General features: G+C 72.9%; 3 protein-coding genes. All 3 read left to right on the forward strand.

The annotated features are described in order from the left end of the window. Positions 1 to 223: 223 nt before the first annotated feature. The 3 genes from ACFU6K_RS33970 (at position 224) to ACFU6K_RS33980 (ending at position 3,545) form a co-directional block, all read left to right on the forward strand. Entirely contained in the window at positions 224 to 1,324 is a 1,101-nt protein-coding gene (locus tag ACFU6K_RS33970) for a sugar ABC transporter substrate-binding protein (protein ID WP_380669675.1), read from the forward strand. Positions 1,325 to 1,428: 104 nt separating this feature from the next. After that, positions 1,429 to 2,247 (forward strand): ATP-binding cassette domain-containing protein, encoded by an 819-nt coding sequence (locus ACFU6K_RS33975; protein ID WP_380669677.1) that lies wholly within the window; start codon positions 1,429 to 1,431, stop codon positions 2,245 to 2,247. Then, positions 2,244 to 3,545 carry a sugar ABC transporter permease gene (locus ACFU6K_RS33980; protein WP_380669679.1) on the forward strand — a complete coding sequence of 434 codons (1,302 nt, stop codon included), beginning with the start codon at positions 2,244 to 2,246 and terminating at the stop codon, positions 3,543 to 3,545. Before ACFU6K_RS33975 ends, ACFU6K_RS33980 begins: the two co-directional genes overlap by 4 nt. The last annotated feature ends 43 nt before the right edge of the window (positions 3,546 to 3,588 follow it).

The following is a 3,588-nucleotide window of genomic DNA, read 5'->3' on the forward strand; positions in this document are numbered from 1 at the left end:
GCAGTTCCACATGGGAGTGCCCGCCGCGCGAGGGGAGCGGCGGGCACTGCCGCTGTCGCGCGCCCCGCCCGGCCCCGCCCTCCCTGAGGCGTGTTCACGAACATAACGAGTAGTGGTGGATTCCCGGCAGTCTGGTTTTACTTATTGACGTCATGTACGCGCCCAGGTTTAACTCCCCCCACCCCGCCGCGAAGCCGCGGCGACCCCCAGGGAGAGGTATCCGATGAACGCCGCACTGCGTCGCGCCCTCGTCTCCGCCGTGGGCCTCGTCCTGACCCTGTCCATGGCCACCGCCTGCGGCAAGGCCGCCGGCGCCAAGGGCGACTCCTCCTCCGCCGCCGGCGACCCGAACGCCATCGGCCTGCTGCTGCCCGAGAACGCCTCCTCCGTGCGCTACGAGTCCTTCGACCGCCCGTACATCGAGGCCAAGGTCAAGGCCCTGTGCGCACAGTGCAAGGTGCTGTACAACAACGCCGAGGGCAGCGCCGCCAAGCAGAAGCAGCAGTTCGACACCCTGCTCGCCCAGGGCGTCAAGGTGATCGTCCTGGACCCGTACAACGCCAAGTCCACCCAGGACTGGGTCCAGGAGGCCGCCGCCAAGGGCGTCAAGGTCATCGCCTACGACCGCCTGGCCGCCGGCCCGGTCGCCGCGTACACCTCCTTCGACAACGAGAAGGTCGGCGAACTCCAGGGCCGGGCCCTGCTGGACGCGCTCGGCGCGCAGGCCGCCGACGCCGACATCGTCATGATCGACGGCGACGACGCCGACCCGAACGCCGCGGACTTCAAGACCGGCGCGCACAAGGTCCTCGACGGCAAGGTCAAGAAGGTCGTCTACGAGCAGTCCGGGCAGTGGGACCCCGTCGTCGCCGGACAGAAGATCTCCGCCGCCGTCACCGAGTTCGGCAAGAACGGCTTCCAGGCCGTCTACTCCGCCAACGACGGCATGGCCGCCGCCATCATCACCCAGCTCAAGGGCGCCGGCATCAAGGTCCCCGTCGGCGGCCAGGACGCCTCCCTGGACGCCATCCAGCGCATCGTGGCCGGCGACCAGGCGTACACCATCTACAAGGCCTACCGCCCGCAGGCCGAGGCCGCCGCCGAACTGGCCGTCGCCCTGCTCCAGGGCAAGGACGTGAAGACCATCGCCACCGCGAGCGTCGACAGCGCCACCGCCAAGAACATCCCGACCAAGCTGCTGGACGCCAAGATCGTCACCAAGGACACCATCGCCTCCACCGTCCTGGCCGACGGCACCTACAAGGTCTCCGACATCTGCACCGCCGACTACGCCGCCGCGTGCGCCGCCGCCGGCCTCAAGTAGCCCGGCCTCAAGTGCCGGCCTCAAGTGCCGGCCTCGAGTAGTCCTTCCAGCACCAGAACCCTTCGACCAGGCCTTCAAGCAGCCCCTCCCCCAAGGTGGTTCCCGTGACAGGCGCACCCGTCCTGCAGCTGCGCTCGGTCTCCAAGCGCTTCGGTGCCGTCCAGGCCCTCACCGACGTCGACCTCGACGTCCACGCCGGCGAGGTGCTCGCCCTCGTCGGCGACAACGGCGCCGGCAAGTCCACCCTCGTCAAGACCATCGCCGGCGTCCACCCCGTGGACGAGGGCACCCTCACCTGGCACGGCGAGCCGGTCCGCCTGGCCCGCCCCCAGGACGCCGCCGCCCTCGGCATCGCGACCGTCTACCAGGACCTCGCGCTGTGCGACAACCTCGACGTCATCGCCAACCTCTTCCTCGGCCGCGAGAAACGCCACCGCGCCCTGCTCGGCCCCGCCCTGCTCGACGAGGTCGCCATGGAGCAGCACGCCCGCCGCCTCCTGGACACCCTCGCCATCCGCATCCCCGACGTGCGCGCCCCGGTGGCCGCGCTGTCCGGCGGGCAGCGGCAGGTGGTGGCCATCGCCCGCGCCCTGGTCGGCGAGCCGGCCCTGGTGGTGCTGGACGAGCCCACCGCGGCCCTCGGCGTCGAGCAGACCGCCCAGGTCCTGGACCTGGTGGAGCGGCTGCGCGAACGCGGCCTGGCGGTCGTGCTGGTCAGCCACAACATGGCCGACGTACGGGCGGTGGCCGACACCGTTGCCGTGCTGCGCCTGGGCCGCAACAACGGGGTCTTCCCGGTGGCCGGCACCACCCAGGAGCAGATCGTCGCCGCGATCACCGGCGCCACCGACAACGCCCACGCCCGCCGCCGGGCCCGCCGCACCGAGCTGGCCGAGGAGGCCGAGGAGGCCGAGGCCGTATGAGCACCCCCGACGCACCCGCCAGCCCCTCGCCGTCCACCCCGTCTCCGGCCGCCCCGTCTCCGGCCGCGCCCTCGCCGGCCGAGCCGGACCCCCGGCTGCGGCGCACCGCCCCGGGCTGGGCCGGCCTGCTGCAGGCCGCCCGGCAGCGCCTGGGCTCCGGCGAGCTCGGCTCGCTGCCGGTCGTCGTCGGCCTGGTCGTCATCGCGATCGTCTTCCAGTCCGTCACCGGCCACTTCCTGCAGGCCGACAACCTCACCAACATCACCCGCTTCATCGCCGGCCCCGGCCTGATCGCGGTCGGCGTCGTGTTCGTGCTGATCCTCGGCGAGATCGACCTCTCCCTCGGCTCGGTGGCCGGCGCCGGCGCCGCGATCGCGGCGGTGCTCGCCGTGCGCCAGGGCTGGAACGAGTGGCTCGCCATCGGCGCCGCCCTCGGCGCGGCCTGCGTCATGGGGCTGCTGCACGGCCTGTTCTTCGCCCGGGTCGGGGTGCCCGCCTTCGTGGTCACCCTCGCCGGGATGCTCGCCTGGAGCGGCCTGCAGGAGTACGTGCTCGGCGACGCCGGCACCGTCAACAACCGCCACGACGGCGTCGTCGCCAGCCTGGACACCACCTTCCTCGGCGACGGCGACATCGCCTACGCCTGGGGCCTGGCCGTCCTCGCCCCCGCCCTCTACCTGGCCGCCCGCCTGCACACCGCCCGCCGCCGCCGCGCCGCCGGCCTCACCGCCCCGCCGGCCGCCGACAGCGCGATCCGCGCCGGCGCCCTGGCCGTCCTCACCCTGGCCACCGCCTACGCCCTCAACCAGGACCGCGGCCTGCCGCTGTCCCTGGTCGTCCTGCTCGGCGCCGTCCTCGCCACCGACTTCGTGCTGCGCCGCACCCGCTACGGCCGGCAGGTCTTCGCGGTCGGCGGCGGCGTCGAGGCGGCCCGGCGCGCGGGCGTCAACGTCGCCCGGGTCCGGATCTCCGTGTTCGTGCTCTCCGCGTTCCTGGCCGGCCTCGGCGGCCTCTTCTACGCCTCCCAGCAGGGCTCCGCCGACAAGCAACTCGGCGGCGGCAACGTCCTGATGAGCGCGATCGCCGCCGCCGTCATCGGCGGCACCAGCCTCTTCGGCGGCCGCGGCAAGACCTGGTCGGCGCTGCTGGGCATCCTGGTCATCCAGTCCATCACCACCGGGCTGGACATGGTCCACGCCGCCCAGGCCATCCAGTACATGATCACCGGCGCCGTGCTGCTCGCCGCCGTCGTCCTCGACTCCCTCACCCGCCGCAGCCGCAGCAGCGGCCGGGGGTAGCCCTGGGCGTCCGGTGCCCCTTCGGCCCGGCACCCCGCCGTAG

This window comes from Kitasatospora sp. NPDC057512 (assembly GCF_042802135.1).
Classification (GTDB): domain Bacteria; phylum Actinomycetota; class Actinomycetes; order Streptomycetales; family Streptomycetaceae; genus Kitasatospora.

Bases quoted from the DNA above. Each gene is read 5' to 3' on its own strand.
- ACFU6K_RS33970 (WP_380669675.1), top strand. From the start codon at position 224: ATGAACGCCGCACTGCGTCGCGCCCTCGTCTCCGCCGTGGGCCTCGTC.
- ACFU6K_RS33980 (WP_380669679.1), top strand. From the start codon at position 2,244: ATGAGCACCCCCGACGCACCCGCCAGCCCCTCGCCGTCCACCCCGTCT.